We start from the raw sequence: 22,810 nt of genomic DNA, 5'->3' as shown, positions 1-22,810 counted from the left end.
AGTTCTTTTCCAGCCAATCGATGTCTCGTTTCCGCTCAGCGCCAGATTTGGCTATGGGTAGGGTCCCGTATCTGTCTATGACGGCACTCTTCCCACGCTCGGTCGCGCGTTTAGGACTGTTGCGTCTAGTGACGCGTTTCGTGCTGCTCGATTTTACTTTTCCGGGCATCTCTTGCTTCCAGGACGAATCATGTCATGCATAATGCATGCTCGCCTGATTCCAGCCCCAAGAACAGGGACCAAGCGCCTAAGAGGGGCCCATCACATAAAGGGCCGCGGTCCCCCACCCATGTTCAACGTGCCAACCCAAAAGGTTTTTCCCGATGAGCAATAACAAGGACAAGTACTACGTTGAGCGCCGCGACGAGGGTGATTATGCCGTTCGTCGCGGGGGATCAAAACGCGCCAGCGCCGTGTTACCCACGCAGCGTGAAGCAATTAAACGGGCGGAAGAACTCAACCCCAGTCACAAGCCCGTTGTCGAACGGGTGAAGCGCACGAACATGGGCAAGCCCGATCAGTGGCGCAAGACCTAAGCTCTCGCTCGGCGATTTGGGCCGCTGATAGCCCATCAGCGTTGGACGATGCGCGCCGTCCGTGTTTCCAAAGGCGTTGACGGTATTTTTTTCCCGATGCGGTCGGCGACGAATGCTAGTTGCGAATCGTTGCATCCATAAACGTATCTCACCGCCTGTGATGCGATCTTGTCGTTGACATTGTGAAGTATCTGGGCGGGATCGATCGCCTGAATCTTGAGGAACGTCTCCTCGTTGGTGGTAGCCAAAAAGACGTGCTGAGGGCCGATGGGCAAGCCGAAGTGAGCGTCGGGACCTGTCAGGCCGTTCGTCATGATGATCGGCCGGTCGGAAGTCAGAAAGGGATACGGAGTGTTGCTGAGGGTCAAGACGCGCCATTGCATTTTGCCAATGTGCTCACCAACGAGTTTGCTATCCATCAAGTTCTGCAAGAGCAATGCATGAGCGCGTCCGGAGGGGTTAGGAGCGGCGGTCGCTTGAAACTCTTCGAACGTTTCTGGGTCGCCGGGTTTTCGGACCTCCGCCCATTTGGCGCGATACTCCTCAATCAATCGCGGATATTCGGCTTCGACGATAGCTTTGAGATATTCGACGCGCTCAGGAGTTCGATGCAAGAGGGACATCAAAAAGCGTATCCACTCGCTCTTCAATTCAGTATTCCACGGCGCCGGGTTCGCCGAAAGCATGTTCGTCAAGGCAGCGGATGCGCCATTATCGACACGCTTTAGAAATACCGTCTCCGTGTGGTTCGCGATCTCGGGTGCGACGCCCCGGATTGTATAGACGCCCGGCTTGTATCCGCTTCCGGCCGGATGGGTCATGCGGCCTTCAACGCCTTTGTGGCGAATAGAATACTCGCAAAGGCGTCCGTCGGGACCTGCCCATTGTTTCTGATAGAACTCTGGGATGTAGTGTTGTTTCTGTTCTTTCGTCATTTCGTATGACTAGCACGAGATGCGCCGTCAGGCACGCTGCGACCCGGCCACGGGCGGAGCTTTGAGGAGAAAAAATGGACCAGGATGAAAGATATCTCGACCTGCTTGCGAACATCAAAGCGCTCGACATGGTCGTGCGGGGACTCTTCACAAGATGGGCGATGGAAGCCCCGGACCCCCAAGAGTCAGCATTTCGTATGATCGAAGGGATGATCGGCTCGCTTCATGCAATTACAGAAGATGCGACGCCCGAACAGGTGGCTGTGGTCTCGAGAATCGAGGACCACCTGCGGGCTTTTGGCAAGAACGTTGACGTCAGATTGCGGCCTTAGCGGCAAGAAACGTCAGCCTTGGGCTAATACCTTCACGGGTTCTGGTATCTGCTCCAAGGCGAATGACCGAGAAATGCCTCGCATGTTGACCATGCTCAAAGAACCAACACATGTCCCCTTTGGAGATTTCGTGGTTTCGCTCGTCAAATAGACAAAGGCCGGTACGGCCAATCCGCCGGGCTGAGTAACCATGCTGCGTGCAATTAGCGTTCCGTCGTTATTTTGGAGCAGACTACCAACTTCGGCCGGCTTGTGGACGGGGTTGAACGGCAAAACATCGGTCGCAACAAAGCGAACCTGCTTAGTAATCATGAGAGCCGCGGACTCATTGCCGATGGCGTCCAAGGATAGCAACTTGCCGTGGTCCGCACCGCCTATAAACATAATAGCCTCAGCGCCGCCCATCGCGTCGTCGTAATAGGTCCGAAGCCTCCCAACCGCCACCTTGCATCATGATCATCATCTGCGACAAATCGACGATCCAAAGCCTCAATGGGGATCAGGCGTTCTGGCTTGGAATCCACTATCGAGCGAACGTCGTCCCGATCTTCCTGACCGAGGTGCTAGCGGATCTCCATAAGCCCCCACCGGAAGGTAGAACGGCTGTGGACGTGGTTGCGAAGATATCGAAGAAGGTGCCTCAGCTCGGCGCGTTCCCGAATGTCTACCACGGGACATTGGTGCTGGGCGATCTGTTGGGACATCCGGTCGAGATGCTCCGGGTGCCGGTCATTCCTGAAGGGAAAATCATTCAAGCGGGGGGCCGCGTCGCAAGCTACTACGGCGAAATGCCGGAAAGCGCCGCCGTGAGGCGGTGGCGAAAAGGGGACTTCCTCGGTGTCGAACGAGACTATGCCAAGGCGTGGCGCGAGGCGCTCGAAAAACTCGATCTGACGTCTATCCGGAAGGCGTCACAGGCGCGCGGGACGCTGAAACTCTCGGACCTAGCGGCGGCGAAAGCTGCGGCCGATGACATAGCGCTGGCGAATGGCCGCCGGTACGCGGTCTTCAAGGCCGCGCTGGATGCGCTGAACATCCCGGAGAGCTATCGGCCAGCAATCTTGAGGCGTTGGAAGGAGCAAGGCGGCCCGGCACTGCGCGACTTCGCGCCCTACGCCGACTATGTGTTCCGTTGTGAGGTCTTCTTTCACCTAGCGATTGCGACGGGGAAGATCGATGCGGTGCGTACCTCGAACCGGAATGACATGGCTTATCTCTTCTACTTGCCATTCTGTAGGGTGTTCACTTCGTTCGACCGTTTACATGCGTCAATCGCGCCGTTGTTCATGGGCGAAGATCAGACCTTTGTCCCAGGCCAACAGCTAAAAGACGATTTGGCTAAGCTCAATGCGTACTACCTGGCGCTCCCCGAAGAGGTCCGGGCAACGGGAGCGATGCAGTACGCGGCATACCCGCCGCTCGAAGGCGACTACCTCACGAGCAGACTGTACGATCAATTTGAGCCGGGTTGGCGAGAGCACGCCAGAAATCCGATCAAGCTGACGCCGGAGATCAACAAGAAGGTGATGGAACATCTAGGGCCAGTGCTCGATGCGATCGAGCGGGGCGAAGGAGCGCCGCAGGGCGCAACTCGGATCGAAACGAAGGATGATGTCTTTACGTTTACGGTCGATCCCAAGTCTGATCCAAAGAAGAAGCCATAGCGCAGGCGGATCGATTGGAGCGCGGTCAGTCTGGCTACCTTTCCTCGACGGTGCTCGCGTATCCAACCCACGACAGCGTCGCGAAGGTGCTAAAGTGGCGGATGCTGACTTTGATGCCGCTGTTGCCAAGGGAGCGGGCGAGGGCTGTTCGCCCCAGGCTAAGGGGACGGAGGTCTTCGTCGTGGAAGTCCCCAACTCGGTTCTCGCGTGCGTCCGGCCGAAGGGGCAGAAGTCCTGTGTGTGGGCGGCGCAGAACCGCATCGTCCCGATAGGCTGAGAGACCTCGCGCCCGCTAAACTGGTCATCTACAGCGCTTGAAGATGATAGGGCAGGCAATGAGCGACGGCACCACGGTTTATGTAGATTGCTACCGCGACGGCAAGCTAATCGCGTCATACGACTTCCTTGTCCCGCACGTCTTTGACCCTCGGAGAATGCGAGGGCCAAGCGATGAGGAACTTATTGGGCAGGCAAAGGACAATCCTTCAAACCTGATGGTTGCCAACCCACCCTATACCGGCATCACGTTTAAGGTGCGCCGCTAAGCGCTAATGAGTTGCGTCAAGTATGCTATCTTGCGGGGAGGGGGCGAGACCATGAACTTCGAGCGTTTTGCCGGGATGGCTTCTGCCGCCGCAATCGTGCTGAGCTTTGCGATCACGATGTGGACGGGGCTTTGGGGGCCGCTCTGGCAAAAGATCGGGGGCGCGGAGATTCTGAACCTCTTTGTCGCAATCATCGGCTGGGTTGTCACGGTCGGCATCGGCTGGCGAGCTTTCGTCCTTTCCCAGCGTCAGATCGCTCTCGCTCAGAACCAGATCGCTCTTGCTCGGGATCAGATGACGATTCAGCAAATCCAAATCCGTGAAGCGCAGGCCGAATTGGCTCAAGCGAACTTCCTCCGGGCCAACGCCGAAGTCGATCAGCTTGGCTACGACATCGACACACTGAAGACCGCTTCCGGCTATCTCGGGCGGCTGGTCGCGCAATTCCCGCAAGGAAGGCTCGATGGTTGGACCAAGGCGCTGCTCCATGCTCGCCGAATTGGCGTCGATGCGTTGAGCCAGAGTGCTGCCAGCGCTCCCTTTGGTTATGGTCCCCGACTGATGACGGTCGTCAATCGCCTGCAACGGATAGGCGATGTCTTGTTCGAGGAAACGACAATGAAATCGGTACCCATCGAGGGTGCAGCTATGCTTTGGGACCCGCACATCAAAGAGGCAATCGAAGGAATAGGCAATCTGTCCTCGCAGATCAGGGAAGAAGTGCCCAAGCGTGAAAAGATGTTGCTGATGCTCGCCGACCGGCGAGACATTCTTGCCGATCAAGCGAACGAGCTTGCGGCTCGCGCAGGAAAGCTCTCGCCGGAACGTGTGACACTATTAGAGCCAGGAGAAGATCATGAGCGAGCAATCGGCTAAAATCGAAACGATTTGTGAATGCATCGACCACTGCTTTGCCTTCGAAATTTTCATCAAAGACTTCGCCCGCCACGCCGATCCCGACGATATGGCTTGGGGTTTGCACAGATCGGTTGAACTTGTTTCTGATGCGACCCGTTTGCAGAGCTTCCTAGCGTTGCGAAAAGTTGACGATTTCCTTCGTGCTGAGAAGAAGGGAAAGGACAATCTAATTGCCTCTGACCTTGGCATTGATGCGAAGAGCGTGCTTGGCGATGTAGGGGAAACGTTTCTAACACCGGACGAGCGTGAGATGATCAACAAAGGCGTTGCGCACCTCACCGAAAATCTCACCCTCGATCCAGAGACAGAGGTCGGTCTTGAAGCAATCATCAAACGCTCGATGCCAGTTTTTTCTCGTCTAGTAGCGGCACTTCGTAAGGTCGATTCCAACCAAGAAGCCGCTCATTCGCTCGGAGAAACCGAGGCTGTAATCAAGAGCGGGGACGCCTTGTCCCAATCGACCGGGGCTCCCGCTGCGGTTTAAGCCGCCATCTCCTTCGGTGTCGCGGCGGCATTATTGAAATCGGGTTACGTGAGAGGATTAGAAGATGAGCATTATGGATTTATCGGCCAAGCCGTTTGCCGGCCTCACACTAAACGAGGTGATGTACCTTCACGTTGCCGGTCGTCAGCAAGAAGTTACCAGTGACTTCCTTGTGATTTCGTCGCTTGAACAAATCGTTAGCTCGATGCGAAGCGCAAACAGCCGCACAAATTCTCAGTTCTACGGTCCAGCCATGTGTGCTTTCGCAATTCTGGACCAACTCGGGACTTGCTATGACCGGACATCTTCGCAGTTGCCGAACGGGACGAATAGCATTAAGCGGACACTCCAAAACTTTTGTGGCATCAGTGCTACAAGCGCAGAAGCTCAACATCTGTACGCATTCCGAAATGGTCAGATGCACGACGCTTCGTACGTCAATCAAGATACAAGAGGAAATTGGTATGTGTTCCGACACGAAGAGCAACTAAGCTCCGTCATCAAATTGCCGAATGTTGCTTGGGACGGTCAAGCATCCACGTTGGGACCTGATACAACGACATTGATCAGTCGGGTGAAGCTCGTCGAACTCGCGTCCGACGCAGTGCGGGAGATACGCGATGTCTTCGAAACCAATCCCGCTGATCTTCGCGCTCGCGTGTCCCAGACCGAGTTGATGCACAAATATCTCCTTTGGATGCCTAAGACACCATAGCCTTCGGCATCGAGCTAGGCGGGCGCTTCGGCACGACCGGGGTTCGCAACACTCATTGTGCCTTACCTGCCGTGCCGGTCATAAACTTGTCGAAGCGGTCGCCGAGGCGGTCAACGGCCTGCACCAATCGGCCTTCAGGCCGAGCCGCCTGTCTGGATCGGGAAGAGTGGCGGTCTCACGGCTTACTTCCTCTCGACAGATTGTGGGGCAACTATGGTGCGGACCCCGTGATTAAAAGACGAGTGCCCACGTTGTGCGACGCAGTCCGAACTTTCACTAGCGAGTGCTATGGCCCCGGTTTGCTTGCCCGGCAATATCGCAACGTTCTCAAAGGGACCTTATTGGTCCGGTTTGCACCTATCCCGTTGATACGGCCGTTGATCTCCATGACTCTTAATCAGCGGGTCCCAGGTTCGAGCCCTGGTGCGCCCACCACTCAAGAACTCTTCCTGTTCAATAACTTACGGGAGTGGTCGCCGAGAACAAGACGGCTATGGTGCGATGTTTTTGTGGTCGCACGACGGTACGTCGGATTGCAGCGCGATTATCCTTTTCCGTTGGTTCCTGTATCTTCGCGCCGTGCGATACAGCACGTATGTTCAATGCTACAGGCCGATTGCGTGCTCGTCGTAGAATGGGATACTAGGGCGGGCAGAACGGACAGCCTGTTCTGTCCGGGTATCGCTCGCCGCAGAACCAGAACGGGATTGTTCGGTTGGAGGGGCATTTCGCTTCTGCGCCACCACCGGCATCGGAAATCCACGATCTTTCCGCGATGTCGTGCGCCCGGTCGTAGCGCTCCGGCGTCGAGCGCTCCGTGCAGATCCATGGCCCAGCGCGGGCCGAGCGGTCGCTGCCCCGGGATCTATGAACGTGGTCGCGTCGTGGTCAATCAGCCGTCCTGCGAGACAGCGTTGTGTTTTACTCTGTCGTCACGGCCGGGACCGGCAGGGCCGTAATCGACTTGATCTTCTCCATCGCGAAGCGCGAGGTGACGTTCTTGAGCGGGACGGCGTGGATCAGCTTCTTGTAGAACACGTCGTAGCTCTGCATGTCCGGAATGACGACGCGCAGCATGTAGTCGACGTCGCCGGCCATTCGGTAGAATTCCATCACCTCGGGCATGGCGCTGACCGCCGCGGCGAAGCGCTTCAGCCACGAATCCGAATGATCGGAGCTTTCCACGGAGACGAACACCGAGAGGCCAAGACCGATCTTGTTCTGGTCGACCAGCGCAACGCGCTTCAGGATCACGCCGTCGGCCTCCAGCCGCTGGATGCGCTTCCAGCACGGCGTCGACGACAGACCGACTCGGTCGCCGATCTCGGCCACCGAGAGCGAGGCGTCCTCCTGGAGCACCGTCAGGATCTTGCGGTCGATGGCGTCGAGACGGCGGCCAGTCTCGGCGAGCTGCAACGCAGCGTCGGTCATGTCTCATTACCTTTGTGTCAGGGGAGGCGCGCGGCCGGCACTTACGCAGAATTATCAGCCGTGGGGCCCGAACAGGAAAATCTCGTAAAGGTCGTCCTGATCGCCGCTCTCACCGCCAGTCTGCGGCCGCAGCGAGCGCCGGAACCATCCGCGTGCCTGTTCGAGCCAGCTGGCGAAGCTTGAATGCAGCGAGACGACGTAGCTCATGTTCACTCCGGACAACATTGTGGGGCGAGAACCCGGCAACGCTATCACGGGCGACAAGACGTTCAACATCGCCGGGCGTTGGCGACGATCAGTTTGGTTGGATCGTACTGAAGCTGTCATCGGTCCGAGCAGAAAATTCCATGGCGCCGTTTCGCAAGGGACGATTTTCATGGGGGGCATCGGGCGCGGGGGTGTTGGATCAGTCGTTCGCGAGCAGCGCGAGCACGTCGGGCCGCAGGCGCGGTGTGGAACCGACGTTAAGCGGTTTGCGGCATGAGTCTGGCAGCACGACAAGCAGGGGCATGCCCATGCTGCCGAACGGTGCATCGAGCAGGCTCCGGTCGGCGCGCTCATGCAGGTGCGCCCCCGTCATGATGCCGAGCACGAACAGGAACGCGATCAGCAGGACCAGCGGCAGGATCAATGCCTGATGCCTGCCGATGCGATCCGCCACCGCTCTCGCCTCGATCGCCCGCTCAGTGGGAGAGCGAAGGCCGGTCCATTCCAGAGTGAATTCAAACATGCGGGCGCCGTGCCTCGCTGCTTCGCGAGTCCCTCACTTCATGTAGTCGGGCAAGGTGAAGCCGTCATAGAAATGGTCGGCCTGGATCGCCGTCCTGAACGTCGGCGATTTGTAACCGGCGACGATGTCCTGGGCCCATTCGGCATCGGCGTTGGCCTTCTTCACCGCAAGCACGTTGATGTAGGGCGTCGTCATCTTCTCCAGCGCGAAGGCATTGGTCAGCTTCAGCCCGCTGAAGATTGCGAAATTGCCCTGGATGGCGGCAAAATCGACGTCGTCGAGCACCCGCGGCGCCTGCGCGGCTTCGAGTGGAACGAGCTTGATGCCGCCGGGGTTCTTCAGGACGTCGAGCTCGGTGACGTCGACCGGCTTGCTGTCGCGGATCTCGATCAGGCCGAGGTCGCGCAGGACCCACAGCGCGCGCTGCAAATTGACGGGATCGTTCGGCACTGCGACGCTCGAACCCGGCTTGATCGGCATCCCCAGCGGGTGCTTCTTCGAGTAGAGACCCATCGGGGGTGTGGGGACGTGGACGATGCCGACGAGATCGGTCTTCTGGCGCTCGTTGTAGGAGTCGAGGAAGATCGTGTGCTGCATCACATTGGCGTCGATCTCGGACTTGAACACCGCGTTGTTGGCTTCAAGGCCGGTCGAGAACCCGACATAGCGGATCTTGTAGCCCTTCTTCTTCAGCCCGGGCTCGACGCCGATCTTGAACTCATCGATATACGGCCCCGGCACGAAGCCGACCCGCAGCTCGGGCTTCGCGGATTGCTGGGCCAAAGAATCTCCGGCGGCGAAGGGGGAAAGAGCCAAAAGGCCGGAGAGGAGAAACAACGCTGTCTTCATGTCTTCTTACTGGTCTCGAGTAGGAATGTGAGTGCGGAAGCGGTGTCAGGCGATCGCCTTGACCGCGTTGGAGTAGATGCTGGCGGGACGGGCGAGGCCGTAATGCTCGCGCAGCGTCGTGCCGGTGTAGTCCTGGCGAAACAGGCCGCGCTTGCGCAGGATCGGGACGACCTGCTCGGCGAATGTGTCGAAGCCGCTGGGCAGCCAGGGCGGCATCACATTGAAGCCGTCGGCAGCGCCGCCCTCGAACCAGGACTGGACGTTGTCCGCGATCTTCTCGGGCGTGCCGGCAATGACCCAGTGACCGCGCGCGCCGGCGAGGCGCTGCACCAGCTGGCGAATGGTCGGCTTCTCGCGATCGACGATGTCGACCACGAGCTTGAAGCGGCTGGCGACGCCGCGCGCGCTCGCGGTGTCGATGAGGTGGCGCGGGACGGGACCGTTGAGATCGTAGCCGGTGAGATCGACGCCGATCATCTGGCGCAGCTGGGTCAGGGAATATTCCGGCTGGATCAGCTCGTTGAATTCGTCCTGAAGGCGGTCCGCCTCGGTTTGCGTGCTGCCGATGAAAGGGCTGATGCCGGGCAGGATCTTGATCTCGTCGGGACCACGGTCGAAGGTGCGCGCCTGGCGCTTGACGTCGGCATAAAAGGCCTTGGCCGACTCCAGGGTTTGATGAGCGGTGAAGATCGCCTCCGCGAAACGGGCGGCGAAGGCCCGGCCGTCATCGGAAGCGCCGGCCTGCACATAGACCGGCCGGCCCTGCGGAACGCGTGAGATGTTCAGCGGGCCGCGCACGCGAAAATGCTTGCAGTGGATCTTGCTGGTGTCGGCGAAGACGCCGGAGGCGGGGTCGTTGACGAGCGCGTCGTCCTCCCAGCTATCCCAGAGCCTCGAGATCACGTCGAGATATTCGCGGGCGCGCTCGTAGCGTTCGTGATGCGGCGGATGTTCCGGCAGGCCAAAATTCTGCGCCGCCTGCGGCGCGCTGGTCGTCACGATGTTCCAGCCGGCGTGCCCCCGGCTCAGATGGTCAAGCGAGGCGAACAGGCGCGCGAGATTGTAGGGCTCGGTATAAGTAGTCGATGCGGTCGCGATCAGGCCGATGCGCTTGGTCACCGCGGCGATCGCCGCGAGCCAGGTGATCGGCTCGAAGCGAAAGCGCCGGGCGTAACGGACGTTGTCGGCCAGCGCCGGCCCGTCGGCAAAGAAGATCGCGTCGAACTTGCTCGCCTCAGCGCGTTGCGCCAGCTCCTGGTAATAGGTGATGTCGAGAATGCGCTCCGACGACGATCCCTTGTATCGCCACGCGGCTTCGTGATGGCCGCCGGGATAGATGAAGAGGTTGAGAACAAGCTGCCGTTGGTTACTCATGGTTCGATGTCCAGGTGCCGGCCGTCAATACCGCGCGATTGGAGCGAACTCTATGGCGTCAGTGAGAGAATTGTCGATGAAATGGATTTACGTTGTTGTGCGCGATGCGAGCATGAATCTAGCGGAAAGGCTGCGGAATGGAGATGATGCCGCGAGCAGACAATGAGAGTTGTCGAGAGGCTAGGCCGATCGCGTTCCGGCCGTGGCCTGTGTCACAACACTGTTGGCCGGCACGTTCCGGGTCAGCCAGACATTGCCGCCGATCGTCGATCCCCGGCCGATCGTGATCCGGCCAAGAATGGTCGCGCCGGCATAGATGACGACGTCGTCTTCGACGATCGGGTGGCGTGCGTCACCCTTGATCAGATTGCCCTCATCATCGGTCGGAAAATGGCGCGCCCCGAGCGTCACCGCCTGATAGATGCGGACATTGTCGCCGATGATGGCGGTCTCGCCAATGACGACGCCGGTGCCGTGGTCGATGAAGAAGCCCGAGCCGATGCTGGCGCCGGGGTGAATGTCGATCCCAGTGCGGGTATGCGCGATCTCAGCGACCAGGCGAGCGACAAGCCGGGCCCCCAGCCCGTGAAGGATGTGGGCGAGGCGGTGGTGGATGATCGCGGTCATTCCGGGATAGCCGATCAGAATTTCCGGAAAGTTCCTGGCTGCGGGATCGCCGACGAACGCGGCGCGGAGATCGCTGATGATCAGCCCGCGCACGTCGGGAAGCTGCGAGGCAAATTTGCGCGTCAGCTCGATCGCATCGTCGCGCCGGAAGCCGGGCGTCAGCTCGTCGCCGATGAAGAGCGCGGCGCGATGAACCTGGTCGCAGAGCCCGTCGAGCGCTATGCTGAGGCGGTTGCCGACGAAATAGTCGATATTCTCGCTGTCGAGGTCGAACTGGCCATAGTGGCGCGGGAACAGCGCCTCCGTCAGGCCGTCGAGGATCGCCTGAAGCGCCTCGCGCGAAGGGGCGCGGCGAGCCTCGCCATCCCGGCGGATGCTGTGGGTCTCCTCCCGGGAGGCTCGGAGCGCGGCGACGACTCGCTCGAGCTGCCACCGCTTCTGCGCCGGGTTATCGGGGGCGCGCGCCTCGTCATCGGATGGTTCGCGGGGGATTTCGTGCTTCATGCCGCCTCAATCCCATCGGGGTGATGTCGGATGATAATGTCACCTGACATGGGCCAGGGGAATACTGATCTCGGCGAGCAGATCGAGGTCAACGTCGTGGTTGATCTCGATGTACTGGCCGTTCCAGTAGACCAGCCCTGACACCTGGGGTGACAGCTCGAAGCTCAAAATGCTGCCGACGATGATCCCGTGCGAATATCGCTCGATGATCTCCTCCACCTGGCATTCGATCGTTGCCAGCGAATGGCCGAGCAGAGGGACGCCCGATGTGCCGGTGGTCCAGGATAGTCCTTCGAAGCGCTCCGCACCTTTGAGCCTGCTGCTGCTGAACCGGTTGGCCAATTCCTGCTGGTCGGATCCGAGGATGTTGACTCCAAACACCCGATGACGATCGATCGGGGCAAAGGAGGAAGCTTGCCGATTGACGCTGACAAGCACGCGGGGTGGGCTCGCGCTCAGTGATGTCAGCGACGTCACCGTCATGCCCGTGATGTCCTGGTCGCGGCCCGCGGTGATGATGCTGACGCCACCCGCAAGACGACGCATGACGGCACGAAACTGGTGCTCGATTTCGTTGCCGCCTCCGACCAGATGAATGTCCGACTTTCCCATCTGTCTCTCCTCGCGTCGCGCCTGCCGGGACTGGATTTGGATCCTTCCGCTAGAAGAACCCTTTGGCGGGCAACGGACTGCCGTTGATCTCGAATTCGCCGATCGACCGGGCCTTGTAGGTGGTCGGATTGTGCGAGGACAGTGTCCTTGCATTGCGCCAGTGGCGGTCGAAATTGGTGACCTTTTTGGTCGCGGACGCGCCGCCGACATCGAACAGCAGGCTGCCGCCGCGGATGGCGAAGTCGTCCGCGATGATCTTGGCCTTGGCGGAAAGTAGCGCGGCAGTGTGGGCAGCTTCCGCCGCATTCGGGGCGCCAGCCTCGAACGCGTCGGTTGCGATGTCCAGCGCCTCAGCTGCCGCCAGCACCACCGTCTCGGCCGCAAAGGCGCCGCTGGCGATCTGGCCGACCGTCTGCTGGAGAAGCGGGTCTTCGGTCGGTATCTCGGTCGGCGCGTAATAGAACGTGCGCTTGCGTGAGCGGACCAGCGCGCTCGCATCACGCAGCGTCGCGCGCGCAATGCCCGCAACGATCGCCGTCAGAAACAGCTGGGCGAATGTGTTGGAGTAGGGCACGCCGTAGCCGATATCGGGCGCATCGAACACCACTTCCTGGCGCTTGACCTTGACGTTGCGGAAATGGGTCGTGCCGGTGGCGGTGAGCCGTTGCCCGAGGCCGTCCCAGTCGTCGACCAGTTCAATGCCTTCACGCTTGATCGGGACGATTGTCGCGCCACTGGTGCCATCAGGATCGGCCGCGCGCACCAGGACATAGTCCGAGTACAATGTTCCGGTGCTGTAATATTTGGTGCCGTTCAGCAGGTAATCGCCGTTCCCATCGGGTGTGAACGTCGTGCCCGGCGTGACATTGCCGACGCGCGGGCTTTCGAGCTCGGTCGTCGCAAGCCCGATGATGGCACCCTCAGCGACCGCCTTCTGCCATTGCCGGCTCTGATCGTCCTTGGGATTGCGCACCAACCGCTCGACCACGCTGAAATGGTTGCGCAGGATGTGCGCGACATTGGCGTCGGCCTCGCCGAGGCGGATGACGAAAGCAAAGAGATCGCGGATCGTGCTACCGGCGCCGCCGGCCGCAATGGGGAGCCGCAATGCGCCCAGGCGGGCACGGCGAATGAGGTCAATTACGTCGAACGGCAGCACGCGGTCGCGCTCGCGATCGCTTGCGCCCTCGTTGATCTGGTTGAGCAAAGCCTCCAGTTCCGGCGAGCCGGTCTTGAGCGGCTCGGATGTGTTCAGGGAGGGGCTGGATACAGTCTTGTTCATTGTCTTGGCCTGTTGGAATGGTCCTAGAGCTGGGCGAGATGGTCGGTCACCTTGACCGGCTCGGGCAGAACCTTGCGAGCGACGAGCCAGTCGGCGGCCTTTTGCAGCTCGCCGATGAATTGCTCGTCGTTGACCGCGAAGTAGCGATACTGGCGCTTCAGCGCGATGAACTGGTCGCGAACCTCGTCGCTGTACTTGCCGGCCTTCTGCGCGATGTACTCGGCGTCCTTGCTGTTCTCCGAGATCCATTTGCCTTCGGCGCGGAACGCGTCGTTCACGGCGCGAACCAGCGCCGAATTGTCGGTCGCGAATTTCCGGGTGGTCAGGTAGGACGTGTAGTCGATCTGGAACTCGAGATCGCGGCCTTCCAGGAAGATGTCGTGCGCCTTGTATTCGCGCCGGGCGATGTCGACGCCGGGGCTCCACATCGACCAGGCGTCGACCTTGCCGGAGGCAAGCGCCGGTGCCGCATCCGGCGGATTGAGATAGACGAACTTCACAGCGGAGCGGTCGACCTTGTGCTTCTCAAGGGCGGCGACCAGCAGGAATTCGCCGAGGCCCGAGCGGTTGACCGCGACCGACTTGCCGACGAGATCCTCGATCTTGTCGATGCCGGAGCCGTCCTTGGCAATGATCGCCGTGGTGCGGGGCTCGTAGACCACGAACTGCGTGAACACCAGCGGCGAGCCGGCAATGATGGCCGCGAGTGCCGGCGTGGTGCTGCCGCCGAAGCTGAAATCGGCACTGCCGCCGGTGACCGCCTGCAAGGTCGGTGCATGGTTCGGGAAGGGCCCGAGCCATTCGACCTTGATGCCGTCCTTGGCCAGCAGCTTCTCGAACTCGCCGCGCTCCTTGGCGATCAGGTTGAGGCCGCCCAGGCCCCAGGTCAGGCGGACCGTGTCGGTGGTGCGGCCGGGCGCGGCCTGCGCGAACTCACTGATGTCCATGCCGGCGAGCGCGCCGATGCCGAAGGCTGCGGAGCCGAGGAAGCCGCGCCGGGATGGTTTGGCGATCGAGGAGTCGGACATGTGGGCCTTCCGGAGAACCTAGTTGGGAGAATGAGAGATCACGCCAAGCTCGCCGAGGAGCTCGGCGCGCGAGATGGAGGTCGAGCCGTCGCGCGCGGCGCGATGCTCAAAGGCGATCGCGCCATTGCGCATCACGAGGATACGATCGGCGAGGGCGATCGCCTCGTCGACGTCGTGGGTGACGAGCAGGACGCCCGGCTGATGATTGGCAACCAGTTCGCGGACGAGCTCATGCATGCGGATGCGGGTCAGCGCATCGAGCGCGGCAAACGGCTCGTCGAGCAGCAGAAGCTCGGGCTGCTGGACCAGCGCGCGGGCAAGCGCGACACGCTGGGCCTGTCCGCCGGAGAGGTTGCGCGGCCAGTCGTCGAGACGATCGCCCAAGCCGACCTCGGTGAGCGCTTCGGCGGCGCGTTCGCGGGCGTTGGATGCTTGCAAGCCGAGCGAGACGTTGCGCCACAGATTGTCCCAGGGCAGCAGCCGATGTTCCTGAAACACCACTGCCGGCCGCCGGGGCGCCACGATGCGGCCACCCTGGATCGTATCGAGGCCGGCGAGCGCCCGTAGCAGCGTGGTCTTGCCGCAGCCGCTCTCGCCCAGCAGGGCGACGAATTCGCCGCGTTCGATGCGCAGGTTCAGCCTTTCGATGACGACACGAGGGCCGTAGCTTCGCACGAGATTATTGACAACGACGGCCGGCCCTGACTCGGATGATGCGGGGGACAATGGAGCAACGTGAACGTTCATCGTGCCGCTCCGTAGTTCGGATGCCAGGCGAGCAGACGCCGTTCGAGCAAGCGGGCAATGGCGTCGGCCGCGATGCCGATCAGTGCATAGATCACGATCGTCAGGATGATCACGTCGGTACGCAGAAATTCGCGGGCATCCATCGCGAGAAAGCCGATGCCGGACTGCGCGCCGATGGTCTCGGCCACGACCAGCGCGAGCCAAGCCGTGGCGAGAGCATAACGAACACCGGTCAAGATCGACGGCAATGCGCCGGGAAGGATGATGCGGCGGATCAGTTGGAGCGAGTTCAGGCCCTGGACCCGGCCGAGTTCGAGCAGCTTGGGGTCGACCTGACGGATGCCAAGCACGGTGTTGATGTAGATCGGAAACGTGACGCCAAGCGCCACAAGGAAGATCTTCTCCGCTTCACCGACGCCGAGCCAGACGATGACCAGGGGTAGCGCAGCGAGGAAGGGGATGGCCCTGATCATCTGCACGCTGCGATCGATCACAGCTTCCGCAATCCGCGAGAAGCCGACGAGGATGCCGAGCGCGGCGCCGACCGCTGCACCGAGCGCGAAGCCCGCCGCGGCGCGCAGCAAGCTCACGCCGAGATCGTTCAGCAAGGTTCCGGTGGTCGCCAGCTTGAACGCCGTCCGAATGACCTTGCTTGGCGCGGGCAGCACCTGGGGCGAGAGCCATCCCGCCTGCGCAAGCGCTTCCCAGATGATGACCAGCAGTACGGGTGCAAGCCAGGAGAGGAGCTGAAGGCCGCGAGCGCCAAGTCTGCTTGTCGATGCGAGCGATCTGTCGCGGCTTTGCGATGGCGGTCCGCTATCCGCACCGATCACGGTACGGTCGATTTGGCTCAGCTCGATATTGCTCAAGACGCGAAACCTCGTTCAGCATAAAATGTCCCATGGAATCGTGCCGACAGGAATAGAGTGCTATTTCAATTGTCGTTCGCTCCGGAGTGATCTGCTGTCGTCACAGTGCCGGTGCGCGACAAAGAAAATCTTTTGATCTCGGTCGTGCTTGATCTCGCACAGGCCATTGGCGAGAACGCGTGACAATTGCCGGATTGATCGAGAGAAAGTTACGGGAGAGCACGATGGCGACTGCGCCTCTTCGCTTCGGAATCTGGGCGCTGGTGCATGGCCCGCGTGCCGCGCACCAGGACCCCGAAGAACCCTATGACGCCTCTTGGGAGCGCAACCGGGATCTGGTGCTGGCGGCCGAAGAGCTCGGCTATGACTCCACGCTGATCGCGCAGCACACGATCAATCCACATCAGGAAGACCTCGATCAGCTCGAGGCCTGGAGTGCTGCGGCCGCGATTGCGGCGCTGACGAAGCGCATCGAGATCATCGCCGCGATCAAGCCGTATCTCTATCATCCCGTTGTGCTGGCAAAGCTGGCACTCGGGATCGAGAACATCAGCCGTGGCCGGTTCGCGATCAATCTGGTTAATGCCTGGAATCGCCCGGAACTGGAGAAGGCGGGGATCGGCTTTCCGGAACATGACGCCCGCTATGCCTATGGCACGGAATGGATCTCGGTCGTCTCCCGCCTGATGGAGGGCGAGCGCCTCAACTACAGCGGTCAGCACTTCAACGTCTCCGATTATGCGCTGCGCCCGACCAGCCTCTACCGCAAGCGCCCGGCCATCTATGTCGGCGGCGAATCTGAACCGGCGCGTGATCTGGTCGCAGGGCACGGCGACGTCTGGTTCATCAACGGTCAGCCCCTGGAAGATGTGGTCGGCCTGATCGCCGATGTCGTGGCGCGTCCGCGCGGTGCGGCGGCGCCATTGCGCTTCGGCCTGTCCGCCTTTGTCGTCGCGCGTGAAACCCGGGAGCAGGCGCAGGCCGCCCATGAGCGGCTGCTCAGCCTGGCCGCAAAGGATGCGCCGATGAAGGTGATCCAGAAGCAGAATACCGACCCCAAGGTCGTGATGATGCAGACCATGCAGAAGACGCCGCGCGTCGGCAGCAATGGTGGCACGGCCACGGGGCTGGTCGGCAGCTATGACGAGGTTGCGGCGCGCATCGAGGCGTTCCATGCCGCGGGCATCGAGCTCTTCATGCTGCAATTCCAGCCGTTCGAGGCCGAGATGCGGCGATTTGCACACGAGGTGATCCCCCGCGTGCGGGCAAGGCAATCGGCAGGAGCCGCCGAGAGGCTGGTCCAGCCCTCACACTAGGCCGATGCCACCTCCGGCGCCTGCTTCGCGAAGCGGCTCTCCGGCCGCGGCAGGCCGAAATGATCGCGGAGCGTCGATCCCGTGTATTCGGTCCGAAACAATCCGCGCTTTTGGAGGATCGGCACCACCGTATCGACAAAGGTTTCGAGCCCGGACGGCAGCACGTCCGGCATCAGATTGAAGCCGTCGGCGGCTCCGGCCCTGAACCAGGCCTCGATATCGTCGGCGATCTGCTCCGGCGTGCCGACGATGATGCGATGGCCAACACCGCCGCCGAGCGCGCGGATAAGTTGTCGTACCGTCAGATTGCCGCGCCGGGCAAGATTCACGGTGCCTTGGAACATCGTGTGATTGGCGTTGACCGGCAACGGCAGCGGATCCGGCAGTGGTTTGTCGAGATCGAGCAGCGCCGGATCGATCTGGAGCGTGCCGGCAAGACGCGCCAGGCTGTATTCGATCGGCACCAGCTCCCAGAGCTCGTCCTGCCGCCGCTGCGCCTCGGCCTCGGTGCTACCGATGACTGTGGCAAGCCCCGGCAGAATGACGATGGAATCGCCCGAACGACCATAAGTCGCGGCGCGCGCACGCAGGTCGCGCGCATATGCGACGCCTTCCTCGATGCTCTGCGCCAGCGTGAACACGGCTTCTGCATAGGCCGCCGCGAAGTCGCGGCCGTCGTTCGAGCCGCCCGCCTGCACCGTGACCGGTCGTCCCTGCGGAGAGCGCGGGACATTCAGCGGTCCGGCCACCGAATAATGCGGGCCACGGTGCGCGATCGGGTGCACTTTCGACGTATCGACAAATCGCGCGCTCGCCTTGTCGCCGACGAAGGCGTCGTCCTCCCAGCTGTCGAAAAGCGCTTGGACGACTTCGGTGAATTCCTTGGCGCGCTCGTAGCGGGCCTTGTGCTCCGTCACCGACGAGAGGCCGAAATTCCGGCCTGAAGCGGCGTCTGCCGTCGTGACCGCGTTCCATCCCGAACGTCCGCCGCTGGCATGGTCGAGCGTCACGAAACGGCGCGCGATATTATAGGGCTCGTTATAGGTCGTGGACACCGTGCCAATCAGGCCGACGTGGCTGGTTGCGGCGGCGACCGTTGCGAGCACAATGGTGGGCTCCATCGATGTGAACGACCGGTAATCGATGCGATCGTTCACGGCCGGAGAGTCGGCGAGGAAGATCGCATCGAGCTTCCCGCGCTCCGCAATCTGAGCAACACGGACATAATGACCGAGATCGAAGAAGGCGCGCGGATCGCTGTCCGGCAGTCGCCAGGCCGACGGATAGACGCCGGAGTGAAGCAGGTTGACGTTCAGGTGCAATTGGCGTGGCGACATGGCACGTTCCGTCGGTGACTTTACGATACAGACGCAGATATCGTGCCGTGGCGGTCGAATGAAGCGCAAAACTGTCGTATGCGCGAATTCGCAACATTCGCTGCGCGGTGATCGCTCTCGGTAGGGAAAGGCTGCGCTGGACTGTGGTTGGGCGAGAATATCGTTCGCTAACCTGATTACCACGATGCTGTCTTGCCACTGTTTTGCCCGACAGGTCAAATGACCTGAGCTTGATGAAATCAAGCTCGTTTGGTGGCTCGCCCTCGCCACGGAAAGCTGCTTCGCGTTCTGCGCCCGCGTGTCGATTCAACCAAACCTGACCTCGGCTTAAGCCGCGCCACCCCCGGCAACCGGCCGGTGGCGGTTCTACTGTGCATGGAGTTGTTTTTCAGATTCTTGTTTGGAGGGAGCGCAACTCGCCCGCTTTAGGACTCTTTTGCGCGAGTGAGTTTGTTTCCAATTCGGCGAACGATTGGGAACAAACGAATTCCGAAATCGCGATCAGGCAGCACGCGCATCGCTATTTTTCGCACCCGCTCGACAGCGCAAAAATCAAAACGCATCCTTCGACCGACTGGCGATGCGGACCGAGCGCCGCGCGTGCCCTAGAGATCGAAGGAGTTGCAGATGGCTTTGGAGACCCGGAACTTCGAGACGCTGGCGCTGCATGGAGGGTCGTATCGCACCGATCCGGCCACCGGCGCGGTGGCGGTTCCGATCTACCAGACCACGTCATTCCAGTTCGAGAATACCGATCACGCCTCGCGCCTGTTCGCGCTCGAGCAGATCGGCCCGATCTACACCCGCATCGGCAATCCGACCCAGGATGCGTTTGAAACGCGGCTTGCCGCGTTGGAAGGCGGAGCGGCTGCGCTTGCGGTGTCCTCCGGACAAACGGCTTCCGCGTTCGCGATCTTCAACATCGCGCAAGTCGGCGACAACATCATGTCGTCGACCGATCTTTACGGTGGGACCTGGACGCTGCTTTCACAAACGCTGAAGCAGTTCGGCATCGAGGTCCGGTTCGTCGACCCCTCGGATCCCGAGAACTTCCGCCGCGCAACGGACGCCGGGACGCGGGCCTATTTCGGCGAGACGCTTCCGAATCCCAAGCTGAACGTCTTTCCAATCAAGGAGGTCGCCGACATCGGCCGCTCGCTGGGCGTGCCGCTGATTCTCGACAACACGGCGTCGCCCCTGATCGCGCGTCCGTTCGAGCACGGCGCTGCGGTGGTTGTCTATTCCACGACAAAATATATCGGTGGCCATGGCACCGCGATCGGTGGCGCCATCGTCGATGGCGGCAATTTCGACTGGGCGGCACATGCGGACCGCTTCCCGCTTCTGAACAAGCCTGATGAGGCCTACCACGGCGCGATCTGGACGGAAGCCGCGAAGCCGCTCGGCCCGATCGCCTACATCCTTCGCGCCCGCGTCAAGCTGCTGCGCGACCTCGGCGCGTCGATCGCGCCACAAAATGCCTTCCAGTTCATCCAGGGTCTCGAAACCTTGCCGCTGCGCATCCGTCAGCACAACGAGAACGCCGTCAAGGTCGCGAACTTCCTCGCCAAGCACGCCTCGGTCTCGAACGTGATCTTCCCCGGCCTGCAAAGCGGCGAGAACCGGCGCAGGGCGGAGGCTTATCTGAAAGGCGGCTATGGCGGCCTCGTCGGCTTCGAGCTGAAAGGCGGCGTCGAGGCCGGCCGGCGTTTCATCGACGCGCTAAAACTGTTCTATCACGTCGCCAATATCGGCGATGCGCGATCGCTGGCTATCCATCCGGCGTCGACGACGCACCAGCAGCTCACCGCGGCCGAGCAACTGGCCGCGGGTGTCACGCCCGGCTATGTGCGCCTGTCCGTCGGGATCGAGCACCCCGACGACATCCTGGCGGATCTCAGCCAGGCGCTGACAGCTGCCGACGCTGGCGCCGGTGCGCGCAAAGCAGCGTGAAACGAATCGTCTGAGAGATTATGGCGTCGGCACCAACCGAAGAGCTGTTGATAACGACCGACGTGCTGATCGTCGGCGGCGGGATGGCGGGCGCCGGGCGGCGACATCCGCCGCGCAGGCCGGGGCGAAAGTCGTGCTGGTCGACAAGGGCTATTGCGGGACCAGTGGCGTCACGGCCGCGGCGGGGCCGGCCATTGGTGGGTCCCGCCGGATCCTCCCGCGGCGCGCGATGCAGCCGTGGCCAATCGTGTCGCGAGCGGTCTTGGTCTTGGCGAAGCGGAGTGGATGTATCGCATCCTCGACCAGACCTGGCGCACGCTGCCGACGCTGGCGCGCCACTACAAGTTCGGGGCCGATGACGAAGGGCGGGTAAACTACCGCGCCGTGCGGGGGCCCGAATACATGCGCGCCCTGCGCCAGCAGGTGCTCAGCCACGGCGTCACCATCCTCGATCATTCGCCCGTCCTTGAACTTTTGGCGCGATCCGACGGCTCGATCGGCGGTGCCCGCGGCCAGCGCCGGCAGGATGGCGGCCGCGCGTATCAGGTTGAGGCGGGAGTGGTGGTGCTCGCCGCCGGCGGGACCAGCTTCCTGTCCCATCTGTTGGGATCGCGAACCAACACGGGGGACGGCTATCTGATGGCGGCGGAGGCTGGCGCGGAGATGTCCGGCATGGAGTTCACCGCGGCCTACACGATTGCGCCGGCGCATTCGACGATGACGCGAAGCATGGCCTATGCATTCGCGACCTACTACGATGCCGACGGGCACGAGCTCGATCTTCCCTTTGGTCCCGACCAGACCATTGGCCTCGCCCGCGCGCTCCAGCGCGGCCCGGTCTATTGCTCGCTGCACCTTCTGCCTGATGACATCAAGGCGCGGCTGCACACGATCTCACCGAATGTGCCGCTGGTGTTCGATCGCTGGGGCGTCGATCCCTATCGCGACCGCTTTGAGGTCACGCTGCACAATGACGGCACCATTCGCGGGATCGGCGGGGTGCGTGTGCACGATGTGGATGGCACGACATCTGTTCCGGGGCTATTCGTAGCCGGCGACAACGCTTCGCGCGAGAAGGTTGCCGGGGCGATCTCTGGCGGCGGCAATGTCAACTCGGCCTGGGCTCTTTCGTCGGGTGTGTTCGCCGGACGTGCTGCGGCATGCCTGTCGCGCAGCGTGAAGAGAAGCAAGAGCCGGCTTCGGCCGCTTGGCCGCGTCGGGCGCGAGCCGCGCAGCGGCGCGCAGACCGTCGATCTCGCTGCGATTCGAGATGGTGTGCGCGCCGAAATGCATCCGTTCGACAAGAATCTGTTCCGGACGAGACAAGGACTTGCGGCATCCATACGCGTGCTCGAGGGCTTGTGGGCCGAGCTCGCCGATCACGCGGACACTGGCACAATCGCCTCGCGCGAGACGGCGGCTCTGCTGGCAACAGCGCGCTGGTCCGTCGCCACGGCGGCAACGCGCAAGGAGAGCAGGGGTCTCCACCGCCGCGAGGATTTTCCCTCGCAGGATTCCGGATTTGCAACCCGACTGCTCAGCGGCGGATTAGATAAGGTCTGGGTGGCCGCCGATGGTCCGTCCGCGAATACCGAAACTGGTCAACTCGAGGCGGCATCATGATCGAGCTCATCGTCGCGGACCGCTGTACGGATTGCGGGATATGCATCGAGGTCTGTCCGGCCAACGTGCTCGATCCCGGGCAAGATGGCCTGCCGGTTCTCGCCCGTGTCGAGGATTGCCAGACCTGCTTCATGTGCGAGCTCTATTGCCAGGCTGACGCCATCTACGTGGCGCCGGATTGCGACCGACGCGCCGCTGTGACTGCGGAAGAGGTGGTGGCCTCGGGCCGTCTCGGCCAATACCGCAAGCATTCCGGTTGGGACGAATGGTCCGATCGCTTTCCGAACGAGCAATGGCTCATGGAAACGGTGTTCCGTCGTGCCGGTGAGGCCGCGGCACAGGCGAGAGCGGAGCCGCCTGGCATCATCGGGAGGAAATAAATCGCTCTGGCTGCGGCCG

The 22,810-nt window shown here is 61.5% G+C and carries 25 protein-coding genes; 11 read left to right on the top strand and 14 right to left on the bottom strand.

The genetic code is table 11. The features are described from left to right. Positions 1 to 323 precede the first annotated feature (323 nt). Positions 324 to 536: a DUF2188 domain-containing protein gene (locus ABID58_RS31355; protein WP_354036728.1), complete on the top strand. Its 213-nt coding sequence runs from the start codon at positions 324 to 326 to the stop codon at positions 534 to 536. A 35-nt stretch (positions 537 to 571) separates the two neighbouring features. On the opposite strand, the gene ABID58_RS31350 is transcribed toward ABID58_RS31355, so the two are convergent. Beyond that, positions 572 to 1,471 (bottom strand): DUF4238 domain-containing protein, encoded by a 900-nt coding sequence (locus ABID58_RS31350; protein ID WP_354036726.1) that lies wholly within the window; start codon positions 1,469 to 1,471, stop codon positions 572 to 574. 74 nt (positions 1,472 to 1,545) lie between these two features. Here ABID58_RS31350 and ABID58_RS31345 point away from each other — a divergent pair, with 74 nt between their 5' ends. Continuing rightward, the gene (locus tag ABID58_RS31345) at positions 1,546 to 1,803 is read left to right on the top strand and encodes a hypothetical protein (protein WP_354036724.1); all 258 of its coding nucleotides are present in this window, start codon (positions 1,546 to 1,548) and stop codon (positions 1,801 to 1,803) included. A gap of 12 nt (positions 1,804 to 1,815) precedes the next feature. On the opposite strand, the gene ABID58_RS31340 is transcribed toward ABID58_RS31345, so the two are convergent. Then, positions 1,816 to 2,208 (bottom strand): hypothetical protein, encoded by a 393-nt coding sequence (locus ABID58_RS31340; protein WP_354036722.1) that lies wholly within the window; start codon positions 2,206 to 2,208, stop codon positions 1,816 to 1,818. Positions 2,209 to 2,255: 47 nt separating this feature from the next. On the opposite strand from ABID58_RS31340, the gene ABID58_RS31335 reads away from it, so the two are divergent. The 5 genes from ABID58_RS31335 to ABID58_RS31315 all read left to right on the top strand — a co-directional run bounded on the left by ABID58_RS31335 (position 2,256) and on the right by ABID58_RS31315 (position 6,129). Next, complete coding sequence (locus ABID58_RS31335; protein WP_354036720.1) at positions 2,256 to 3,467, top strand: hypothetical protein; 1,212 nt, start codon at positions 2,256 to 2,258, stop codon at positions 3,465 to 3,467. A 335-nt stretch (positions 3,468 to 3,802) separates the two neighbouring features. Then, on the top strand, positions 3,803 to 4,012 hold the full coding sequence (locus tag ABID58_RS31330; RefSeq protein ID WP_354036718.1) for a hypothetical protein: 210 nt from the start codon (positions 3,803 to 3,805) through the stop codon (positions 4,010 to 4,012). Between the two features lie 51 nt (positions 4,013 to 4,063). Continuing rightward, complete coding sequence (locus tag ABID58_RS31325; RefSeq protein WP_354036716.1) at positions 4,064 to 4,888, top strand: hypothetical protein; 825 nt, start codon at positions 4,064 to 4,066, stop codon at positions 4,886 to 4,888. Next, the gene (locus ABID58_RS31320; RefSeq protein WP_354036714.1) at positions 4,869 to 5,414 is read left to right on the top strand and encodes a hypothetical protein; all 546 of its coding nucleotides are present in this window, start codon (positions 4,869 to 4,871) and stop codon (positions 5,412 to 5,414) included. Before ABID58_RS31325 ends, ABID58_RS31320 begins: the two co-directional genes overlap by 20 nt. A gap of 64 nt (positions 5,415 to 5,478) precedes the next feature. Further along, entirely contained in the window at positions 5,479 to 6,129 is a 651-nt protein-coding gene (locus ABID58_RS31315; protein WP_354036713.1) for a hypothetical protein, read from the top strand. Positions 6,130 to 7,050: 921 nt separating this feature from the next. Here ABID58_RS31315 and ABID58_RS31310 read toward each other — a convergent pair. From ABID58_RS31310 to ABID58_RS31260, 11 genes are all read right to left on the bottom strand, one after another. Further along, a complete protein-coding gene (locus tag ABID58_RS31310; protein WP_354036712.1) occupies positions 7,051 to 7,560 on the bottom strand; it encodes an Lrp/AsnC family transcriptional regulator in 510 nt (169 codons plus the stop codon). Between the two features lie 54 nt (positions 7,561 to 7,614). Next, positions 7,615 to 7,767, bottom strand: a complete 153-nt coding sequence (locus ABID58_RS31305) for a hypothetical protein (protein WP_187434769.1) — start codon at positions 7,765 to 7,767, stop codon at positions 7,615 to 7,617. A 199-nt stretch (positions 7,768 to 7,966) separates the two neighbouring features. Then, a complete protein-coding gene (locus ABID58_RS31300) occupies positions 7,967 to 8,221 on the bottom strand; it encodes a hypothetical protein (protein WP_354036710.1) in 255 nt (84 codons plus the stop codon). 102 nt (positions 8,222 to 8,323) lie between these two features. Further along, positions 8,324 to 9,139, bottom strand: coding sequence for a MetQ/NlpA family ABC transporter substrate-binding protein (locus tag ABID58_RS31295; RefSeq protein WP_354036709.1), 816 nt, complete (start codon positions 9,137 to 9,139; stop codon positions 8,324 to 8,326). Between the two features lie 45 nt (positions 9,140 to 9,184). Then, positions 9,185 to 10,513: an LLM class flavin-dependent oxidoreductase gene (locus ABID58_RS31290; protein ID WP_354036708.1), complete on the bottom strand. Its 1,329-nt coding sequence runs from the start codon at positions 10,511 to 10,513 to the stop codon at positions 9,185 to 9,187. A gap of 180 nt (positions 10,514 to 10,693) precedes the next feature. Next, positions 10,694 to 11,644, bottom strand: coding sequence for a serine O-acetyltransferase EpsC (gene epsC, locus ABID58_RS31285; protein ID WP_354036706.1), 951 nt, complete (start codon positions 11,642 to 11,644; stop codon positions 10,694 to 10,696). A gap of 39 nt (positions 11,645 to 11,683) precedes the next feature. Further along, on the bottom strand, positions 11,684 to 12,256 hold the full coding sequence (locus ABID58_RS31280; protein WP_354036704.1) for a flavin reductase family protein: 573 nt from the start codon (positions 12,254 to 12,256) through the stop codon (positions 11,684 to 11,686). 49 nt (positions 12,257 to 12,305) lie between these two features. Then, positions 12,306 to 13,538, bottom strand: a complete 1,233-nt coding sequence (locus tag ABID58_RS31275) for an acyl-CoA dehydrogenase family protein (RefSeq protein ID WP_354036702.1) — start codon at positions 13,536 to 13,538, stop codon at positions 12,306 to 12,308. Between the two features lie 23 nt (positions 13,539 to 13,561). Further along, a complete protein-coding gene (locus ABID58_RS31270) occupies positions 13,562 to 14,566 on the bottom strand; it encodes an NrtA/SsuA/CpmA family ABC transporter substrate-binding protein (protein WP_354036700.1) in 1,005 nt (334 codons plus the stop codon). 18 nt (positions 14,567 to 14,584) lie between these two features. Next, the gene (locus ABID58_RS31265; RefSeq protein WP_354036698.1) at positions 14,585 to 15,313 is read right to left on the bottom strand and encodes an ABC transporter ATP-binding protein; all 729 of its coding nucleotides are present in this window, start codon (positions 15,311 to 15,313) and stop codon (positions 14,585 to 14,587) included. Continuing rightward, positions 15,310 to 16,182 (bottom strand): ABC transporter permease subunit, encoded by an 873-nt coding sequence (locus tag ABID58_RS31260; protein ID WP_502916444.1) that lies wholly within the window; start codon positions 16,180 to 16,182, stop codon positions 15,310 to 15,312. Before ABID58_RS31260 ends, ABID58_RS31265 begins: the two co-directional genes overlap by 4 nt. Before the next feature lie 224 nt (positions 16,183 to 16,406). Here ABID58_RS31260 and ABID58_RS31255 point away from each other — a divergent pair, with 224 nt between their 5' ends. After that, positions 16,407 to 17,498, top strand: coding sequence for an LLM class flavin-dependent oxidoreductase (locus tag ABID58_RS31255; RefSeq protein WP_354036696.1), 1,092 nt, complete (start codon positions 16,407 to 16,409; stop codon positions 17,496 to 17,498). Here the strand turns inward: ABID58_RS31255 and ABID58_RS31250 are convergent. Continuing rightward, a complete protein-coding gene (locus tag ABID58_RS31250; RefSeq protein ID WP_354036814.1) occupies positions 17,495 to 18,835 on the bottom strand; it encodes an LLM class flavin-dependent oxidoreductase in 1,341 nt (446 codons plus the stop codon). The two genes, ABID58_RS31255 and ABID58_RS31250, sit on opposite strands and share 4 nt — an antisense overlap. Positions 18,836 to 19,462: 627 nt before the next feature. Here ABID58_RS31250 and ABID58_RS31245 point away from each other — a divergent pair. The 3 genes from ABID58_RS31245 (at position 19,463) to ABID58_RS31235 (ending at position 22,791) form a co-directional block, all read left to right on the top strand. Continuing rightward, entirely contained in the window at positions 19,463 to 20,788 is a 1,326-nt protein-coding gene (locus ABID58_RS31245) for an O-acetylhomoserine aminocarboxypropyltransferase/cysteine synthase family protein (protein WP_354036694.1), read from the top strand. A 237-nt stretch (positions 20,789 to 21,025) separates the two neighbouring features. Further along, positions 21,026 to 22,411 carry an FAD-binding protein gene (locus tag ABID58_RS31240; protein WP_354036692.1) on the top strand — a complete coding sequence of 462 codons (1,386 nt, stop codon included), beginning with the start codon at positions 21,026 to 21,028 and terminating at the stop codon, positions 22,409 to 22,411. After that, on the top strand, positions 22,408 to 22,791 hold the full coding sequence (locus ABID58_RS31235) for a 4Fe-4S dicluster domain-containing protein (RefSeq protein ID WP_354036690.1): 384 nt from the start codon (positions 22,408 to 22,410) through the stop codon (positions 22,789 to 22,791). Before ABID58_RS31240 ends, ABID58_RS31235 begins: the two co-directional genes overlap by 4 nt. Positions 22,792 to 22,810 lie beyond the last annotated feature (19 nt).

Origin of the sequence: Bradyrhizobium sp. S3.2.6, assembly GCF_040546885.1 — a bacterium.
GTDB classification, from domain to species: domain Bacteria; phylum Pseudomonadota; class Alphaproteobacteria; order Rhizobiales; family Xanthobacteraceae; genus Bradyrhizobium; species Bradyrhizobium cytisi.
Note: the sequence above shows the minus strand (reverse complement) of the source record. Positions and strands in the feature narration are given on the sequence as shown.

What these genes read in the sequence shown, in the direction of transcription:
- ABID58_RS31355 (WP_354036728.1), top strand. Translation starts at nt 324, where the DNA reads ATGAGCAATAACAAGGACAAGTACTACGTTGAGCGCCGCGACGAGGGT.
- ABID58_RS31350 (WP_354036726.1), bottom strand. Translation starts at nt 1,471, where the DNA reads ATGACGAAAGAACAGAAACAACACTACATCCCAGAGTTCTATCAGAAA.
- ABID58_RS31345 (WP_354036724.1), top strand. Translation starts at nt 1,546, where the DNA reads ATGGACCAGGATGAAAGATATCTCGACCTGCTTGCGAACATCAAAGCG.
- ABID58_RS31340 (WP_354036722.1), bottom strand. Translation starts at nt 2,208, where the DNA reads ATGGGCGGCGCTGAGGCTATTATGTTTATAGGCGGTGCGGACCACGGC.
- ABID58_RS31335 (WP_354036720.1), top strand. Translation starts at nt 2,256, where the DNA reads ATGATCATCATCTGCGACAAATCGACGATCCAAAGCCTCAATGGGGAT.
- ABID58_RS31330 (WP_354036718.1), top strand. Translation starts at nt 3,803, where the DNA reads ATGAGCGACGGCACCACGGTTTATGTAGATTGCTACCGCGACGGCAAG.
- ABID58_RS31325 (WP_354036716.1), top strand. Translation starts at nt 4,064, where the DNA reads ATGAACTTCGAGCGTTTTGCCGGGATGGCTTCTGCCGCCGCAATCGTG.
- ABID58_RS31320 (WP_354036714.1), top strand. Translation starts at nt 4,869, where the DNA reads ATGAGCGAGCAATCGGCTAAAATCGAAACGATTTGTGAATGCATCGAC.
- ABID58_RS31315 (WP_354036713.1), top strand. Translation starts at nt 5,479, where the DNA reads ATGAGCATTATGGATTTATCGGCCAAGCCGTTTGCCGGCCTCACACTA.
- ABID58_RS31310 (WP_354036712.1), bottom strand. Translation starts at nt 7,560, where the DNA reads ATGACCGACGCTGCGTTGCAGCTCGCCGAGACTGGCCGCCGTCTCGAC.
- ABID58_RS31305 (WP_187434769.1), bottom strand. Translation starts at nt 7,767, where the DNA reads ATGAGCTACGTCGTCTCGCTGCATTCAAGCTTCGCCAGCTGGCTCGAA.
- ABID58_RS31295 (WP_354036709.1), bottom strand. Translation starts at nt 9,139, where the DNA reads ATGAAGACAGCGTTGTTTCTCCTCTCCGGCCTTTTGGCTCTTTCCCCC.
- ABID58_RS31290 (WP_354036708.1), bottom strand. Translation starts at nt 10,513, where the DNA reads ATGAGTAACCAACGGCAGCTTGTTCTCAACCTCTTCATCTATCCCGGC.
- epsC (WP_354036706.1), bottom strand. Translation starts at nt 11,644, where the DNA reads ATGAAGCACGAAATCCCCCGCGAACCATCCGATGACGAGGCGCGCGCC.
- ABID58_RS31280 (WP_354036704.1), bottom strand. Translation starts at nt 12,256, where the DNA reads ATGGGAAAGTCGGACATTCATCTGGTCGGAGGCGGCAACGAAATCGAG.
- ABID58_RS31275 (WP_354036702.1), bottom strand. Translation starts at nt 13,538, where the DNA reads ATGAACAAGACTGTATCCAGCCCCTCCCTGAACACATCCGAGCCGCTC.
- ABID58_RS31270 (WP_354036700.1), bottom strand. Translation starts at nt 14,566, where the DNA reads ATGTCCGACTCCTCGATCGCCAAACCATCCCGGCGCGGCTTCCTCGGC.
- ABID58_RS31265 (WP_354036698.1), bottom strand. Translation starts at nt 15,313, where the DNA reads ATGAACGTTCACGTTGCTCCATTGTCCCCCGCATCATCCGAGTCAGGG.
- ABID58_RS31255 (WP_354036696.1), top strand. Translation starts at nt 16,407, where the DNA reads ATGGCGACTGCGCCTCTTCGCTTCGGAATCTGGGCGCTGGTGCATGGC.
- ABID58_RS31250 (WP_354036814.1), bottom strand. Translation starts at nt 18,835, where the DNA reads ATGTCGCCACGCCAATTGCACCTGAACGTCAACCTGCTTCACTCCGGC.
- ABID58_RS31245 (WP_354036694.1), top strand. Translation starts at nt 19,463, where the DNA reads ATGGCTTTGGAGACCCGGAACTTCGAGACGCTGGCGCTGCATGGAGGG.
- ABID58_RS31235 (WP_354036690.1), top strand. Translation starts at nt 22,408, where the DNA reads ATGATCGAGCTCATCGTCGCGGACCGCTGTACGGATTGCGGGATATGC.